The organism is Pseudoduganella sp. SL102 (assembly GCF_027856995.1).
Lineage (GTDB): Bacteria > Pseudomonadota > Gammaproteobacteria > Burkholderiales > Burkholderiaceae_D > Rugamonas > Rugamonas albidiflava.
In genome coordinates this window covers 7,179,163-7,195,206 of the sequence record NZ_CP115554.1, presented here as the reverse complement: position 1 = coordinate 7,195,206, position 16,044 = coordinate 7,179,163, and the positions used below count along the sequence as shown (strand labels likewise).

The window sequence follows — 16,044 nt, the reverse complement described above, 5'->3', positions numbered from 1 at the left end:
CAGGAGACCGTCGATGACGTTACGACCCGTTGCACTGGCCGCGGCGCTGATTGCCGCATCCATTCCCCTGGCGGCACCCGCGCTGGCCCAGGATGCGATCGACCGCAAGGTCGATGCGCTGCTCAAGCAGATGACCCTGCAGGAAAAGGTCGGCCAGCTGCACCAGCTGTCCGGTGCCGAGGCCACCGGGCCGGAGGCGGCCAAGCGCGCCAGCCAGAACACGGAAATCCGCGCCGGCAATGTCGGCTCGATGCTCAACATCAAGGGCGCGAAAGATACCCGCGAAGCGCAGGCGCTGGCGCTGCAATCGCGGCTGAAGATTCCCCTGCTGTTCGGCCTGGACGTCATCCACGGCTACAAGACCGTGTTCCCGGTACCGATCGGCGAAGCGGCGTCGTGGGACCTGGAAGCCATCGAACAATCGGCGCAGGTGGCGGCCCGCGAGGCGGCATCGGCCGGCATCCACTGGACCTTCGCGCCGATGGTGGACATCGGCCGCGATCCGCGCTGGGGCCGTGTGATGGAAGGCGCCGGCGAGGACACTTACCTGGGCTCGAAGATCGCCGCCGCCCGCGTGCGCGGCTTCCAGGGCCCGAAGCTGGGCGCCACCGACCGAGTGATGGCCACCGCCAAGCACTTCGCCGCGTACGGCGCCGCCGTGGCGGGCCGCGACTACAACGCGGTGGACATGAGCCTGCAGCAGCTGTACGAAGTCTACCTGCCGCCGTTCAAGGCATCCGTCGACGCGGGTGTCGCCACCTTCATGAACTCGTTCAATACGCTGAACGGCGTGCCCGCCACCGGCAGCGCATTCCTGCAGCGCGACATCCTGAAAGGGGCCTGGAAGTACAAGGGGTTCGTGGTGTCCGACTGGGCCTCCGTGAAGGAAATGGTCCTGCACGGCTATGCGAAGGACTTGCCCGACGCGGCCGTGAAGGCGATCAACGCCGGCAGCGACATGGACATGGAAGGGGAAGCCTACATCGCCCACCTGGCACAGGCCGTCAAGGATGGCAAGGTGGCGCAGAAGCATGTCGATGACGCCGTGCGCCGCATCCTGCGCAAGAAGTTCGAGATGGGACTGTTCGACGATCCCTACCGCTTCTCCGACGCGCAGCGCGAGCAGGCGGTGCTGGCCGATCCCCGGCACCGCGCCATCGCGCGCGACGTGGCGCGCAAGTCGCTGGTGCTGCTGAAGAACGACAAGATCAATGGCAATGCGATCCTGCCGCTGGCGAAGAACGCGAAAAGCATCGCCGTCATCGGACCGCTGGCCGATTCGCGCCGCGACCTGGAAGGCGGCTGGGTGGTCTCCGACGTGCGCGGCGAGGTGGTCTCCATCCTCGACGGCATCCGCAACCACGCGCAGGGCGCGCAGATCAGCCACGCCGCCGCGTGCGCACCGGGCTGCGCCACGGCGGAAGGATTCGATGCCGCCGTCGCCGCGGCCGCCAAGGCGGACGTGATCGTGCTGGCCGTCGGCGAAACCTGGGACATGAGCGGCGAGGCCAAGTCGCGCACCGATATCGGCTTGCCGGGCCAGCAAACCGAATTGTTCCGGCGGCTGAAGGCCACCGGCAAGCCCGTCGTGGCCGTGCTGTTCGCCGGCCGGCCGATGATCTTCAACGAGATCGCCGACAACGCCGATGCCATCCTGTATGCATGGTTCCCCGGTTCCGAGGGCGGCAACGCGGTGGCCGACGTGCTGTTCGGCGACTACAACCCGTCGGCCAAGCTGCCGGCCACGTTCCCGCGCAACCTGGGCCAGATCCCGATCTCGTACGCGCAGTACAACACGGGCCGCCCGGTGACCAGCGAGAAGGACATCGTCTACCGCTCGGCCTATATCGATTCGCCGAACACGCCGCGCTATGCGTTCGGCCACGGCAAGAGCTACACGGAATTCGGCTACTCGGGCGTGCAGCTGGACCGCACGATCCTGCGGCCGGGCCAGACCGCCACGCTGTCGTTCGAGCTGCAGAACAAGGGCAAGGTCGCCGGCACCGAGATCGCGCAGCTGTACATCCGCGACACCGTCGCTTCGGTGGTCCGCCCGGTCAAGGAACTGAAAGGCTTCACCAAGGTCCACCTGCAACCGGGCGAACGGCGCCGCGTCACCTTCACGATTGACCGCGACACGCTGTCATTCTTCAACGGTGACCTGAAATGGGGCGCCGAACCGGGCGAATTCAAGCTGATGGTCGGCAGCGCCTCGGACGACATCCGGCTGGAAACAACTCTTCACCTGCAATGAAAGACATCATGAGCGATACCCCCGTCATCACCTCCGTCCGCGTCATCCCCGTGGCGGGGCGCGACAGCATGCTGCTGAACCTCTCCGGCGCCCATGCGCCGTTCTTTACCCGCAACCTGCTCATCCTCACCGACAGTTCGGGCCGGCAGGGCGTCGGCGAAGTGCCGGGCGGGGAAGCGATCCGCAAGACGCTGGAAGATGCGCAAGGCCTGATCGTCGGCCGCGCGCTGGGCGACTACAACGCGGTGCTGAACGCGGCCCGCGCGGCATTCGCCAGCCGCGATGCCGGTGGCCGCGGCGTGCAGACCTTCGACCTGCGCGTGGCGATCCATGCGGTGACGGCGATCGAATGCGCGATGCTCGACCTGCTGGGCCAGTTCCTCGGCCTGCCGGTGGCGGCGCTGCTGGGCGAGGGCCGGCAGCGCGACCAGGTGCCGATGCTTGGCTACCTGTTCTACATCGGCGACAAGCATAAAACCGACTTGCCGTATGCCAGCGAGCCGGATGCGCCGGACGCCTGGAGCCGGCTGCGCCACGAGGAAGCGTTGACGCCGGAAGCGGTGGTGGCGCTGGCCGAGGCGGCCTATGAGCGCTATGGCTTCCGCGACTTCAAGCTGAAGGGCGGCGTGCTGCGCGGCGAAGAGGAGATCGAAGCGGTAACGGCGCTGGCCGAACGCTTCCCGGAAGCGCGCATCACGCTCGATCCGAACGGCGGCTGGCTGCTGAAGGATGCCATCCGGCTGTGCCGCGACAAGGGCGACGTGCTGGCCTACGCGGAAGACCCGTGCGGCCCGGAGAACGGTTATTCCGGCCGCGAGGTGATGGCCGAGTTCCGCCGCGCCACCGGCCTGCCGACGGCCACCAACATGATCGCCACCGACTGGCGCGAGATGAGCCATGCGATCGCGCTGCAGTCGGTGACGATCCCGCTGGCCGATCCGCACTTCTGGACGATGCAGGGTTCCGTGCGCGTGGCGCAGCTGTGCCAGGCCTTCGGCCTCACCTGGGGCTCGCATTCGAACAACCACTTCGATGTGTCGCTGGCGATGTTCACCCACGTGGCAGCGGCGGCGCCGGGCAATATCACGGCGATCGACACGCACTGGATCTGGCAGGATGGCCAGCGCCTGACGAAACAGCCGCTGCAAATCGCCGGCGGCCTGGTCGACGTGCCGAAGCAGCCGGGCCTGGGCGTGGAGCTGGACATGGTGGAAGTGGAGGCGGCGCACCAGCGCTACCTGGGCATGGGCCTGGGCGCGCGCAACGACGCGGCGGCCATGCAGTTCCTGATCCCCGGCTGGCAGTTCGACAGCAAACGGCCTTGCCTGGTGCGCTGATGGCCGACGACAAGGATGCAGACAGCGCGGCCGGCAAGCGCCGCCGCCGCAAGGGCCTCGGGCTGACGCTGCGCGACGTGGCGCGGCTGGCCAACGTGGCGCCCATCACCGCATCGCGCGCGCTGAACACGCCGGACGCGGTGTCGGACGAAATCCTGCAGCGCGTGAAGGATGCCGTCGAACGCACCGGCTACGTGCCGAACCTGCTGGCCGGCGGCCTGGCATCGCGCCGCTCGCGGCTGGTGGCGGCCGTGGTGCCGACCATTACCGGTTCCGTGTTCCTGGAAACCGTGCAGGCGCTGACCGAAACGCTGGCGGCCAACGGCTACCAGATGATGCTGGGCCAGTCGGGCTACCATGGCTCGCGCGAGGATGCGCTGCTGGAAACCATCATCGGGCGCCGCCCGGATGGCGTGATCCTCACCGGGATCATGCACTCCACGCTGGCGCGGCGCCGGCTGGTGGCCAGCGGCATTCCCGTGATCGAGACATGGGACCTGACGCCCACGCCGGTCGACATGCTGGTGGGCTTTTCCCATGAAAAGGTGGGCAGCGCCGTGGCGCAGTTCCTGCACGCGCGGGGCCGGCGCAAGATGGCCTGCATCAGCGCCAACGACGAACGCGCGATCCGCCGCAACAACGCCTTCGCCAACGCGGCGCAGGCGCTGGGCGTGGAGGTGGTGCCCACGCACATGGTGCCGGCGCCCAGTTCCGTCGCCAGCGGCCGCGAGGGCCTGCGTGCGCTGCTCGCCAAGGATCTATCGCTGGACGCGATCTTCTGCAGTTCCGACATGGTGGCGCTGGGCGTGCTGACTGAAGCGCAGGCGCAGGGTATCCGGGTGCCGGAACAGCTGGCCATCATCGGCTTGGGCGACCTGGCCATGTCGCGCGAACTGCACCCCGCGCTGACCTCCGTGCGGGTCGACGGCACGCTGATCGGGCATACCGCCGCGCAGTACATCATGCAGCGCGCCGAAGGGGAGGTGGTGGCCGAACCGGTGTGCGACGTGGGGTTTACGATTGTGGAGCGGGCGACGACGTGAAGCGTCCTACGCTGGAGCGGTCGCCCGCTCCAGCTCCGCCAGCCACACCATCGCGTATTCGCGATCCGGACCGCACATCTCGAGGGATGGCTGCAAGCCACCGCAAAACGCCGGCCGCTCCGGCTTGCCGAACACGCGGCAGCGGTTGTCGTCGTCGAGCTGCACGCAGCGGACGCCGGCCGGTTTGCCATTCGGCATGCCGGGAATCGGGCTGGTGATGGATGGCGCGGTGCAGCAGGCACCGCAATGGTCGCGGCAGTTCATGGAAGCGGCGGGAACAGATCGGAAAACCGGCTATTGTACGCCGCCTAGTGCCCGCCCAGCAGCAGCGTAATCGAATACAGCAGCACGCCCACCACGCCGCCGACCAGCGTGCCGTTGATGCGGATGAACTGCAAATCGCTCCCCACGTGCAGTTCCAGTTTTTGCGAGATGGTCTCGGCATCCCATTTGTCGATCACCTTCTGCACCACGGCCACGATCAGGCTGCGCCGCTCGACGATCGCCTCGGCGGCGAAGCTTTTCAGCCAGTCGTTCAGTTTCGTGCGCACCGGTTCGTTCTGCGCCAGCGCGGTGCTGAAGATGCGCAGTGCGCTTTGCGTGCGCAGCAGCAGGCGCGACTCGGGCGACTCGCTGGCGGCCAGCAGCCGGGTGCGCAGGTCGGCCCATACGCTGGCCACGTACTCCCGGAACAGCGGATGCGTCAGGCCCCGGGCCAGCAGGGAGCGCAGCCTGGCTTCGTATTCGGGCGATTCCTCCAGCTTCGCGATCAGCTCGGTGACGGCCGCGTGGAAGCGCCCGTGCCATTCGCCCTGTTCGTTGGCCATGTCGTCGAGGATGCTCTGGATGCCGTCCATCAGCCGTTCGTAGAACTTCTCGTCGAGCATCTTCGGCATCCATTTCGGGCTGTGGTCGTGCACCTTCTGCCGGATGTAGCCGCGGTTTTCTTCCAGCGCGCTGGCCACGAGTCCCAGTACTTTCTGCAGCAGCCGCACGTGTTGGCCATTCGCCACCAGCACCGACAGGACCTGCCCGGCCAGCGGCGCCAGCTTCACGTCCTTCAGGCTCGAAGCCAGCGTGCCGCCCACGAAGCTGGCGGCGTCGCGGTCTTCGACCATGTTCAGCACGGCGGGAATGGTGCCGACGATGCGTTCGGCCACCGCGCGGTTGTTGGCATCCATGGCCAGCCAGCGCGCGCAGACACCGGCCAGGTCGACATCCTTCAGTTCGTTGCGCACCACCTCCGGGGTGATGAAGTTATGTTCGAGGAATTCGGCGATGCTGGCGCCGATCCGGTCCTTGTTGCGGGGGATGATCGCCGTATGGGGAATCGGCAGGCCGAGCGGGTGGCGGAACAGCGCGGTGACGGCGAACCAGTCGGCCAGGCCGCCCACCATCGCCGCCTCGGCAAAGGCGGCCACGAAGCCCAGCCACGGGTACTCGGGCTGGAACAGCCGGGCGGCCAGGAAGACGCCGGCCATGGCGGCCAGCAGGCAGGTTGCGATGCGGCGGATGCGGCGCAGCCGCATGAGCGGATCCCTGGACGGCAACAGATTCTCCCGGCAAAAGATTTGCCCGATGATACGTCGGCGCGGCCCGGCAATACCGTTCGGTACGTCACGATGCGGCGACCTGGATTAGCATGAGGGCACGGGAGGTGAACATGGATCGAGAGCGACCGAAAGCCGGCGACGTGGTGCGGCCGATCGGCTGGCACCAGCAAATGATCGTCATCGCGGTGCGTGGCGACGCTATCCGCTGCCGCTGGAACGATGACGATGGCGAGCATGAGCAGGCATTCCCGTCCGGCCAGCTGGAAACGGTGCGCCGCGGTGCCGAGTTTTCCGCCAACCCCGAGCGCAGCCGGGTCACGCATCGCCCGTGAGGGAGGGCCTTGTTTCCTTGACGTTGCTATAGTGCAGGTCTATCATTTACTGACCCGCAAGTAAGTAATGTACGGGCACAGCAGTCAGGGCACAGCAGCAGAGCACCGCGCAAGCATCGCTCAAGGCACCCTGGCATTACCTGGGCAACACCTGAAGCACGTAGTCAATCCGCAGCAACCGTCACTCTCCGCCTCATATGCAATCCGACACGAAACCGCGCTGGGAGCGCCGCAAAGACGCCCGGCCGCAGGAACTGCTGGCCGCCGCGCTGGACCTGTTCGTGGACCGCGGTTATGCCGCCACCCGCCTGGAAGACGTGGCCCGCCGCGCCGGCGTGTCGAAAGGCACGCTGTATCTCTACTTTGAAAACAAGGAAGAGCTGTTCAAGGCCGTGGTCCGCCACAATATCGTCGACGTGATCGGCAAGGCGGAGAGCGACTTCGCCGCCGCCGACAGCACCTCGTGCGCCGAGCTGCTGCGCACCATGCTGCGGCGCTGGTGGGCCGATGTCGCCTCCACCAGGGCCTCCGGGCTGGCCAAGCTGATGGTCGCGGAAGCCGGTAACTTTCCTGAAATAGCCCGTTTCTATAATGAGGAAGTGGTCGAACGCGGCCATGCCCTGATCGAATCGATCGTGCGGCGCGGCGTGGAACGGGGCGAATTCATGCCCGTCGATGCGCAGGTCATGACGCGCGTGCTGACCGCGCCCGTCACGATGCTGATGCTGTGGGCGCACAGTTTCGATCCCTTCTGCGGTCCGGTCGACCAGGAAGCGTTCATGGATGCCTACCTTGGGCTGGTCGAACGCGGCATGGCACGGCCTGTGTGAATGCTGACGATTTCGCTCGTTCAACCCCGCCAAACTGCAGACTGTCGCAATTTCCAGCCTTATACCATCGTTATCGTTAATATCCCGTCCAGACCAGTTCAACGATAAAATGATGGATTCTTATTCCTTCACCAAAGTCTAAAAGATGAATATCGAACAAGCCCGATTCAATATGATCGAACAGCAGATTCGTCCGTGGGACGTGCTGGACACCGATATCCTCGATCTGTTGATGGTCGTCAAACGCGAGAATTTCGTACCGGAAGCCTACAAGAACCTGGCTTTTGCCGACATCTCCATTCCGCTGCCGGGCGGTTCCGCGATGCTGACCCCGAAGATCGAGGCACGCATCACGCAGGACGCGCACGTGAAGAAGCATGAGAACGTGCTGCTGGTCGGTGCCGGTACCGGTTACCTGGCCGCGCTGCTGGCGCACCGCGCCCGCCACGTGACCGCCGTTGAAATCGACCCGGGCCTGAAGGACCTGGCGCAGAAGAACCTGGCGGCCAACGGCGTCACCAACGTGACCGTGGAACTGGGCAATGGCGCTCAAGGCTGGAGCAACGGCGCGCCGTTCGACGTGATCATATTTGCCGGCGCGCTGCCGGTGCTGCCGGAAACGGTGCTGCAGCAGGTGAAGCCGGAAGGCCGCATCGTGGCCATCATCGGCGAGTCGCCCGTCATGTCCGCGCACCTGATCACCCGCACCGGCGATTCCAGCTACGACACGAAGAAGCTGTTCGAAACCGACGTGAAGCCGCTGCAGGCTGCCGTCACGCCATCGCACTTCACGTTCTGAGGCTGGCGATGCAACAGATCACCGCTCCGGAACTGGCCGCATGGCTGGCCGATGACAAGCGCGCGCGCCCGTTCCTGCTGGACGTGCGCGAGAACTGGGAATTCGACACCTGCCATATCGAAGGTGCCACCCTGATGCCGATGCAGACCATCCCGGCCCGCATCGACGACCTGGACGAAGAGGCGGAGATCGTCTGCATCTGCCACCACGGCGCACGCAGCCTGCAGGTGGCGGCGTTCCTGGAGCGGCATGGTTTCGCAAAGGTGACGAATCTGACGGGCGGGGTGCATGCCTGGGCACTGCAGGTGGATGAATCGATGCCGAAGTATTGAGCATTGCCCGATCGGCGGCCGGGAAAAGCAACAAGACCACTTACAAAGACTTTTGACCACTCGACGACTTGCTACTCGACGGTTTATTACTCGACCTTACGCGGAGAATGTAATGCAGAGACCCCTTATCGCCGTACTGATCGCCAGCGCATTGACGCTTACCGGACAGGCACAGGCGGCCGATCTTATCCAAGTCTACCAGCAGGCGCTGGCGAACGACGCCACGTACGCCGTCGCGCGGAATACGCTGACGGCTGGCCAGGAGCGGATCACGCAGGGGCGTTCCCAGTTGTTGCCGGTGGTGGGATTGCAGGGAAATCATTCGCGCCAGTACGACACCGTGACGCCGCCGGGCGGCATCAAGCGCGATGCCGATTCGCACGTGAATCTCTACACGCTGTCGCTGTCGCAGCCGCTGTTCGACTATGGCGCCTGGCAGTCGTACGAGCAGAGCAAGCTGTCGCAGGCGGTCGCCGAAGTGCAGTTCGCCCAGGCGCAGCAGGACCTGATACTGCGCGTGGCCCAGGCGTATTTCGACGTGCTGACCGCGCAGGACAACCTGGCTTCGACCCAGGCGCAGAAGTCCGCCACCACCGAGCAGCTGGCATCGGCCAAGCGCAACTTCGAGGTGGGCACGCAAACGATCACCGACACGCACGAAGCGCAGGCCGCGTATGACCTGGTGGTGGCACAGGAATTCGCCGCCATCAACGCGCTGGAAGTGGCGCGCTCCGCGCTGCAGCAGATCATCGGCACCGCGCCGGCAACCCTGTCGACGCTGCGCGCCGGCGTGACGATCGCGCCGCCGCAGCCGGCCAATATCGAGCCATGGATCTCGGCCGCCGAGGCCGACAACTTCAACGTGGCGGCACAGCGCCTGAACGTGGAAATCGCCAAGCGCGAGATTTCCCGCAACCGCGCCGGCCACCTGCCGACCGTGGACCTGACGGCGAACGTGAACCGCAACAGCGCACCCGTGCAGGGCGTCACCCGCGGCAATTCGGTGGGCGTGACGTGGACGGTGCCGATCTTCAACGGCTTTGCCGTCACCAGCAAGGTGCGCGAAACCATCGCGCTGGAAGAGCGCGCGCGGAACGACCTGGAAGCGAACCGGCGCGCCGCCGCGCAGAACGCCCGGCAGGCTTTCCTGGGCGTGAACAGCGGCCTGGCGCAGGTGAGGGCGCTGCAGGCGGCGGAAGTATCGAGCCAGTCGGCGCTGGAATCGAACAAGCTGGGTTACCAGGTGGGCGTGCGGATCAATATCGACGTGCTGAATGCGCAGCGCCAGCTGTACTCCACCCAGCGCGACCTGTCGAAAGCGCGCTACGACACGATCATGAACGGCCTGCGGCTGAAGGCGGCGGCGGGCACGCTGAAGCCGGAAGATCTGGAGCCGATCAACGCGCTGCTGGCGGGTTGATGGGGCGGTAACGGTTGGCAGGCGAACACCGGTGTCAGACATTAATGCCGCTAAGTTAAGCATTAACTGACACATGAAAGCGCATGCATGTACCCCAACGGCGAAGGGCTGGGGTCAGACCCGCCGGGTCTGACCCCGGAATTTGCCCTAGGGGTGGGCTTGACTTAACGGCGTCAGTATCAGACACCGGTTCTCCAGCGCCAACGAAAAAACGCCGGCCAGTGCATTGCACGGCCGGCGTTTTTCATTGCGCGGGCAGGTTCCTAGCGCAGTCCGCCGCCTTCGGCATCGAAGGAGCGTTCGATCAGTTCGACCTTGTAGCCATCCGGGTCGGTGATGAACGCGATCACGGTGGTGCCGCCCTTCACGGGGCCCGGTTCGCGCGTCACGTTGCCGCCGCTGGCCTTTGCGGCATTGCAGGCTTCGACGATGTTCTCGGTGGAGATCGCGATATGGCCATAGGCATTGCCCAGGTCATAGCTGTCGACGCCGTAGTTGTACGTCAGCTCCAGTTCCGCGTGGTCCGGGTTGTTGCCATAGCCGACGAAGGCCAGCGTGTACTTGTACTCGGGATTGTCGCTGGTGCGCAGCAGTTTCATGCCGAGCACCTTGGTGTAGAAATCGATGGAGCGCTGCAGGTCACCGACCCGCAGCATGGTGTGCAGGATGCGCATGCTAGTTCTTTCCGTAAAACCAAAGCAGTGATTGTATGCGTTTTCAGGTCACGACGCTGCGCGCCAGCCGGGATCGGCTGGCCACGGACTACACGCTCGGCACCAGGTTGGCGCCTTCCTTCAGCTGGTATTTGTCGTGCTCGAAACGGTACCGCGCACTGCCGGCGATGGCGCGGCGCTCGCGCGCGGCTTCGTGCGTCTCCTCCCCGGCTTCATGCTGGCCGTCACCGGAGGCCTGCACTTCTTCCGCTGATTCCTGTGCCCCTTCGCGCTCCGGCATGTCGTAGCCTTTGAAGTCGAGCACGAGGTCGGGATACTTGCCGCCCGCTGGCGCCGGCTCGAAATGCCATTCGGCCTCGACGTTCCAGCAGTGGCCGCCTTCGGGATTGCAGCCGCCTTCGCTGTCCGAGTGCAGGGCGATGCCGGCGAGGTCGGCGATCTTTTCCGCAGCCGGATCGAACAGCGACAACGTGGTGATCGAATAGCCCTGCCACGTGCCGCCATGCTGCGCGGCCAGCAGCGGCCGTCCGTCCGGCAGCGTGACCCAGCTCAGCATGCCGACGCTGCCGTGGGAGCCCAGCTGTGCCACGTTTTCCTGGCGCCGCAGCACCTTCCATCCACCGTTGTCCGGGCGCAGCAGGTAAAAGCTCAGATGGCCCGACGCTGCGTGCGACGAGGCCGGTTCGCCATTGTCGTCCGCCTGCTCTCCGGCCACCACCAGCACGGTGTCGCCGGAAGGCAGGCGCAGCGAGTCCGCGGCCGTCTGGACGGCGGCAAAGACCGCGCCGGCCGATTGCTCGTCCGGCAAATCCGCCAGCGCGTCGCCGCGCCCGGGACGGTACGCGTCGCCAAAAACGGCGTGCATCAGTTGCGCGTGCAGCCCTGCCTTGCCGGAAGGCCGGGCGGTGGGTGCCGCTGGCGTCGTGGTGGCAGGTTTCGCGGCGGCCTGCGCGGCCGCCGCCGGGGCTTCTTCCCGGGAGCAGGCGGCCAGCAGCGCGGCCAGCGCGGCAATCAGGGATCGTTTCATTGCAGTTGATGTTGGAAGGAGCATGGCGGTTCAGTCGCGGGCCTGCCGCTTGCGCTTGAATGGGAAGTTACCGTCGTCGCGCGGCCACACGAGCGTATCGCCCTTGATGATCAGTGCCTGGTCGAACGTGGCGTTGGGTATGGCGTCCGGCATCCGGAATACGAAGCGCGTGCGCTGCGCCATCGCCGGCGGGACGTCGAACACATACGGCCGGCCATTGTCGATTTCCGCATGCGCCAGCACGATGTGCCGTACAGGCCCGGTCCAGTCGGCCCGCCAGCTGTTGCGATCGGCGGAACGCGTTTTCCTGGCGCCGGTAAAGCCATACTGGAACGCGGGGGCGTCGCCGAGGGCGGTGACCTGCATCAGCGGCACGGCGCGGTCGTGGAAATGCACGTCGACGGCGAGCTGTCCCTGCGGCGGTGGCGCCGTGGCCGCTTCCGCGTCCGTGTCCGCCAGCGTGTAGGTCATGGCCTTCCCGTTAACAGGCGCATTGGCCAGGTGCAGCTTGCCACCCGACACCCGCCAGCGCCCCCGCAACTGTTCGTCGACCCCGCCGTACACCAGGCCGTACTCGAACGTGCCATCGCGGCGCAGCCGGATGCCACCGGCGATTTCACGTCCCGACAGCTCGTAGTCGCCCGGCAGTGCCGCTTGCAGTTTCTTGTCGGCGGCACGTTGCGCGGCGCTGCGCGTCTCCGGCGATGCCTGGGGCAGGACGGGCATGGTCCAGCCCGCGTCGCGCAGCACCTTCGCCAGCAAGGCGTTGCGGGGCTCGCGCAACAGTTCGGCCGTTGGCGGATCGAGCGCGGCGCCGGGTTGGCCGGTGCGCAGCTCGGCCAGGCGCTTCGTCAGCCGCTCACCCAGCCAGCCGGCGAACTGCATCGATACCGTATCCTGCGCGAGCATGCCGATCAGGCGGGGCGCCATGTCCTGGCAGTGCGCTGCGCCAAATCCTTGCTGCCGCAGCGCCGACCACCAGCCATCGCCCGCCGTGCGCACGATCCGCGCCAGCGTCGCCGTATCCGCAACGCAGGTGGCGGCGACGCTTTTTCCCGTGCGGGCAGCAACCAGGCGCACCATGCCGTCATTGCCGGAGACCAGCGCGTGATCCAGCGAGGCGCCATCCAGGGCGCTTCCGGCAGCCAGCAGCGCTTCGACGGTGGCGACGTCGCCTTGCCTGAGCGCGGCATCCACTGCGCTCAGGCCGTCCTCGCCGCGCCATGCCAGGTCGGGCCGCAGCGCCAGCAGTGCGGGAACCACGTCCACGCGGCCTGCGAGGATGGCCTCGCGCAGTACGGCGCTTTTTTCCTTGCTTGCCTCGTCATCGCTGTCCGGGCGGGCACGCAGGAAGCCACGCCTGAGCAGCTCGCCGAACAGCACCTTGTCCGGCGAGAGCAGGGCATTGCGCACACTGTCGAATGCCAGGTTGTCCGGCGTCGCACCGGCATCCAGTACCAGGCGAGCGAGGCGGGCGCCGTCCGCGCTGGCGGCGTGCCGCAACGCCTCGTCCAGCAATCGCGTTTCCTTCGGCAAGGCCAGCTTGCGCTGGTGCAGCGTATCCAGCATCAGGCGGAGCATCTCGGTACGCTGCTGCGGCGTGACAGGACGTTCGGCCAGCAAGCCTTCGGTGTATGGCCATTTCTCCGGAGTAATGGCCAGCCGCAGCGCTTCGGCATTGTCGCCGAGCGGCGACGCACCCAGCTCCAGCAGGGTACGCAGCATCGGCACCTCACCCCACATCACCAGCTGGCGCAACGCTCCCGCGCCGGAATCGACCGGCGCGCCCAGCTTCACGAGGCGGCGCACGATGTCGGTGTGGCCGGACAGGGCCGCATGTTCCAGCAGCGTCCTGCCCTGGATTGGCGTGTAGGGCTGATGGCGCTGCCTGCTTCCGTAGGAACGCGCGTCGCCAGGCCCGTGCTGCTCCCACGGCAGGCCCTCGACCAGCAGCGCATCCAGCACGCCATCCATCGTTCCCTGGGGCGCGGTCCTGAGCGCCGCCAGCGCCCACATCGCACCCTCGGCCCAGGCATCGTTGCCCTCCTTGCCGGTGCGCGGCAGGTTCTCTTTCAGCCACGACACGCCACCTGCATTGCCGGCCCATGCCGCAAACGCGAACAGGGTGTCGGCGCCTTCGGCATAGGGGCGCGTGCCGAGCGCGGCAATCCGGTCCAGCACGGCGCGGCCGCGGGTCAGCGCCAGCAAGTCATTCCATATCCGGAAATCGGCGTCGGGGCGCTTATCGGAAGCGCGTGCTTCGCCGCGCTGTTTCAGCTGGCAATCGGTCAGCTTGCCCACCCGCTGCCCCGGCAACGGGGCGCCGGCATCGAGCAGCACCAGCAACGTTGCCGTGCGCTCGTCCGCGGTGACGATGCCATCGAGTTCGCCTGCCTGGTCCTGCTGCAGCGCGACCTCGAGCGGTTCGTGGCTGTCCGACCGGGAAACCTGGCGCACGTCCGCGCCGGCGGCCACCAGCTGCCGCGCCATGTCGGCGTTGCCGTACAGGGCGGCAAGGTGCAGCGGCGCCAGGCCATCCCGGCCAGCTTCGTTCGCGGCGGCGCCGGCACGCAGCGCCAACGCCAGCATCCGCGACTTGGCCGCATACAGCGCGGCATGCTTGCGCTGCTGCTCGGCCCAGTGCGCGGGATCCTTGCCGTCGCGATGTTGGTTGCGCCAGCGCGCTTCGTTCTCGCGCAGGGTGCGGGCTGGACTCAGCAAGCGGTGCAGCAGCTTGTCGCCATCGATCACGTAGTCGTTCGGGGAGGGAACCGCGGCCAGCAGCGACTGGAACGCGGCTTCGTCGCCCGCGTTGGCGGCATCGAACAGGCTGCGTGCCTGCGCCGATGAGGCTTCCTTGCCTTTTGCCTGGGGAGCCCACGCGATGTGCTTGGCCAGCGCCTCGCACGGTTCGGCCGCATTGGCGCCAGCGCTGGCCGACAAGGCCAGCGCAATGGCACGCATCAGTTTGTTCATCACATCCCTGCTTTGTTAAAAAAGCAAGAATATAGCGCAAACAGCGGCAGCGAAACAGGCTGCCGCGCCGCAGGGACTGGGTTACTTGGCGGCCGGCACCACGCGCCAGATGGTGTTGCCCACGTCGTCCGCGACCAGCAGCGCGCCATCCTTGGCCACCGCCACGCCGACCGGGCGGCCCTTGGCGCGTTCTTCCTTGCTGAGGAAGCCGGTGAGGATATCCTGCGGCGGGCCGGACGGCTTGCCGTCCGCGAATGGTACGAACACCACCTTGTAGCCGCTGTGCGGCTTGCGGTTCCACGAGCCGTGCTGGCCGATGAAGGCGCCGCCGTGGTAGCTGGCCGGGAACAGCTTGCCTTCATAGAATTCCAGGCCCAGCGAAGCCGTATGGCCGCCCAGCGCGTAATCCGGCACGATCGCCTTCGCCACGAGGTCCGGTCGCTGTTCCTTGACGCGGGTGTCCACATGCTGGCCGAACCAGCTGTAGGGCCAGCCGTAGAAGCCGCCATCCTGCACCGAGGTCAGGTAGTCCGGCACCAGGTCGTTGCCCAGTTCGTCGCGTTCGTTGACGACGGTCCACAGCGTTTTCGTCTTCGGTTCCCAGGCCATGCCGTTCGGGTTGCGCAAGCCCGTGGCGAACAGGCGCGACTTGCCGGTGGCGCGCTCCAGCTGCCAGATCGCGGCGCGGCCTTCTTCCTTGTCCATGCCGTTTTCGGCGACGTTTGAATTGGAGCCCACCGTCATGTACAGGAACTTGCCATCCGGGCTGGCGGTGATGTTCTTCGTCCAGTGGTGGTTCAGCGGGCCGGCTGGCAGGCTCATCACCTTTGCGCCCGTCGCCGCGATCGCCGTCTTCCCTTCCTCATAGGGGAAGCGCACCACGGCATCCGAGTTCGCCACATAGAAATCCTTGCCCACCAGGACCATGCCGAACGGCGAGCTCAGGTTCTTCAGGAAGACGTGGCGCTGCTGCGCCGCGCCGTTCGCATCCACGCCGCGCAGCAGCGTGATGCGGTTGGCCGACGGCGTGACGGCGCCGGCCTTCTTCTGCATGTGCTTCATGATCGCGCCCTTGACGCCCTTGCTGTCCTCGGGCTTCGGCGGCGCATTGGTCTCGGCCACCAGCACGTCGCCGTTGGGCAGCACGTAGAGCCAGCGCGGATGGTCCAGGTTGCGCGCGTAGGCCGTGACCGTGAAGCCGGCCGCGGCGACCGGTTTTTCGTTTTCCCGCCACACATCGGTGGGCGCCACGTTCACGGTCGGGATCAGCGATTTTTCCGGTGCCGGCAACTGGGGATTGGGGCCCCAGCCGGCCGGGTATTGGGCGTTCTGGGCCAGCGCGGCACCGCTGGCCAGCAAGGCGCCGAGGACGAGGATCGGTTTCATGACGTGTTATCGCTTGTGGACGGTTGTGGGGTACATCAGCCGGGCCCGCTCAATCGCGCTGGCCCGGCCGCCTGGTCAGTG

General features: G+C 66.4%; 14 protein-coding genes. 8 read left to right on the top strand and 6 right to left on the bottom strand.

Translation table 11 applies throughout. The features are described 5' to 3' along the window. The first annotated feature begins 13 nt into the window (after positions 1–13). Genes bglX through OU994_RS30545 form a run of 3 tightly spaced genes read left to right on the top strand, consistent with a single transcriptional unit; the run spans position 14 to position 4,634 of the window. Positions 14–2,254: a beta-glucosidase BglX gene (gene bglX / locus OU994_RS30555; RefSeq protein WP_281608956.1), complete on the top strand. Its 2,241-nt coding sequence runs from the start codon at positions 14–16 to the stop codon at positions 2,252–2,254. A gap of 8 nt (positions 2,255–2,262) precedes the next feature. Beyond that, a complete protein-coding gene (gudD, locus tag OU994_RS30550) occupies positions 2,263–3,591 on the top strand; it encodes a glucarate dehydratase (protein ID WP_307731772.1) in 1,329 nt (442 codons plus the stop codon). After that, complete coding sequence (locus OU994_RS30545) at positions 3,591–4,634, top strand: LacI family DNA-binding transcriptional regulator (protein ID WP_281608954.1); 1,044 nt, start codon at positions 3,591–3,593, stop codon at positions 4,632–4,634. The genes gudD and OU994_RS30545 overlap by 1 nt, the downstream gene beginning before the upstream one ends. Positions 4,635–4,640: 6 nt before the next feature. Here the strand turns inward: OU994_RS30545 and OU994_RS30540 are convergent, their stop codons facing one another. Together OU994_RS30540 and OU994_RS30535 are read right to left on the bottom strand one after the other, a co-directional pair. Next, positions 4,641–4,898 carry a YkgJ family cysteine cluster protein gene (locus OU994_RS30540; protein ID WP_131143672.1) on the bottom strand — a complete coding sequence of 86 codons (258 nt, stop codon included), beginning with the start codon at positions 4,896–4,898 and terminating at the stop codon, positions 4,641–4,643. A 44-nt stretch (positions 4,899–4,942) separates the two neighbouring features. Next, positions 4,943–6,163, bottom strand: coding sequence for a DUF445 domain-containing protein (locus tag OU994_RS30535; RefSeq protein ID WP_281608953.1), 1,221 nt, complete (start codon positions 6,161–6,163; stop codon positions 4,943–4,945). 134 nt (positions 6,164–6,297) lie between these two features. On the opposite strand from OU994_RS30535, the gene OU994_RS30530 reads away from it, so the two are divergent. From OU994_RS30530 to OU994_RS30510, 5 genes are all read left to right on the top strand, one after another. Beyond that, entirely contained in the window at positions 6,298–6,519 is a 222-nt protein-coding gene (locus OU994_RS30530; RefSeq protein WP_281608952.1) for a hypothetical protein, read from the top strand. A 197-nt stretch (positions 6,520–6,716) separates the two neighbouring features. Further along, positions 6,717–7,349, top strand: coding sequence for a TetR/AcrR family transcriptional regulator (locus tag OU994_RS30525; RefSeq protein WP_131143675.1), 633 nt, complete (start codon positions 6,717–6,719; stop codon positions 7,347–7,349). A gap of 145 nt (positions 7,350–7,494) precedes the next feature. After that, positions 7,495–8,148, top strand: a complete 654-nt coding sequence (locus OU994_RS30520) for a protein-L-isoaspartate O-methyltransferase (protein WP_281608951.1) — start codon at positions 7,495–7,497, stop codon at positions 8,146–8,148. An 8-nt stretch (positions 8,149–8,156) separates the two neighbouring features. Next, the gene (locus tag OU994_RS30515; RefSeq protein ID WP_131143677.1) at positions 8,157–8,480 is read left to right on the top strand and encodes a rhodanese-like domain-containing protein; all 324 of its coding nucleotides are present in this window, start codon (positions 8,157–8,159) and stop codon (positions 8,478–8,480) included. Between the two features lie 112 nt (positions 8,481–8,592). Then, positions 8,593–9,900: a TolC family outer membrane protein gene (locus OU994_RS30510; protein WP_281608950.1), complete on the top strand. Its 1,308-nt coding sequence runs from the start codon at positions 8,593–8,595 to the stop codon at positions 9,898–9,900. A gap of 263 nt (positions 9,901–10,163) precedes the next feature. On the opposite strand, the gene gloA is transcribed toward OU994_RS30510, so the two are convergent. From gloA to OU994_RS30490, 4 genes are all read right to left on the bottom strand, one after another. Next, positions 10,164–10,574, bottom strand: a complete 411-nt coding sequence (gene gloA / locus OU994_RS30505) for a lactoylglutathione lyase (RefSeq protein WP_131143679.1) — start codon at positions 10,572–10,574, stop codon at positions 10,164–10,166. Between the two features lie 88 nt (positions 10,575–10,662). Next, on the bottom strand, positions 10,663–11,601 hold the full coding sequence (locus OU994_RS30500; protein ID WP_281608949.1) for a hypothetical protein: 939 nt from the start codon (positions 11,599–11,601) through the stop codon (positions 10,663–10,665). A gap of 30 nt (positions 11,602–11,631) precedes the next feature. Continuing rightward, complete coding sequence (locus tag OU994_RS30495; protein WP_281608948.1) at positions 11,632–14,577, bottom strand: hypothetical protein; 2,946 nt, start codon at positions 14,575–14,577, stop codon at positions 11,632–11,634. Between the two features lie 81 nt (positions 14,578–14,658). Further along, positions 14,659–15,963, bottom strand: a complete 1,305-nt coding sequence (locus OU994_RS30490; protein WP_281608947.1) for a sorbosone dehydrogenase family protein — start codon at positions 15,961–15,963, stop codon at positions 14,659–14,661. Positions 15,964–16,044: the final 81 nt, after the last annotated feature.